Below are 756 nucleotides of genomic sequence, written 5' to 3' on the forward strand. Positions count from 1 at the left end.
ATTCGGCGTCGGTAGGTTTCAATTACGTTGTTTTTCACGACGGTCAAACTCCGAATCCATCCACATTGAAACCTGAGCCGACAAGTCAAGGCAGAGGCCAGACAGAGAAATTATTTGCTCGATATCCATATCAATAATATTGGAGTTAATTAATTCCATTAATTGATACAGGTTATCTGCTGTGTTTTTTGCGGTTTCTAGAGAGCTGTCTTTACTGAGCATATTCAGACCCCGTAAGCTTTGCGCATGAAAAGGTTAGAGATATGGCGGTATTCCTCACCATAGGTCGCGAAGAAAAGCCGTGCTGTTAAATACGCAGATTTATCTTTGATGAATGTCATTTTTAACCTAATCCTGTTTTCAGGTTGCAGGAAGCCACACCAGTGAAGGTGTTATTTGTTTTATTGTTTAGCGTTACTTATTGAATTCGATCTTGTCCGCTTTAGAGCTAATAATGCTCTGCATTTCATCCAGTTTTTGGGAGACGAGACTTAAAACCCCAATTGAGTTTGATTCTGTTGGTATATCATCCATTGAATTATAAACGGCAAGCTTACAATCGCCGATATCACAAGCCCAAGAGTTAAGTTGATTAGCTAGCGCTGTTAGCGACTCTAATTTTTGTCCCCGTTGACATTCAGCTCCAGCATGGATGCTAAGTTGCTCCACATACTCGTAAGCAGTTTGGCTGGTCTTTAGCATAGAACGAATCAGGCAGGCAATTGTGTTATCGGCTTCCGGTGAAAATTCATTTAT

Annotated in this window: 2 protein-coding genes; both read right to left on the minus strand. The window is 40.7% G+C overall.

Features of this window, described 5'->3' with window-relative positions:
* Positions 1 to 18 precede the first annotated feature (18 nt).
* Positions 19 to 222, minus strand: coding sequence for a hypothetical protein (locus RE027_RS17920; protein WP_368809653.1), 204 nt, complete (start codon positions 220 to 222; stop codon positions 19 to 21).
* A 192-nt stretch (positions 223 to 414) separates the two neighbouring features.
* Positions 415 to 756: hypothetical protein (locus tag RE027_RS17925; RefSeq protein WP_368809654.1), on the minus strand; the 342-nt coding region annotated here is incomplete at its 5' end.

It is taken from the genome of Kocuria sabuli (assembly GCF_040981185.1).
GTDB classification, from domain to species: domain Bacteria; phylum Actinomycetota; class Actinomycetes; order Actinomycetales; family Micrococcaceae; genus Kocuria; species Kocuria sabuli.

Bases quoted from the DNA above. Each gene is read 5' to 3' on its own strand.
- RE027_RS17920 (WP_368809653.1), bottom strand. From the start codon at position 222: ATGCTCAGTAAAGACAGCTCTCTAGAAACCGCAAAAAACACAGCAGAT.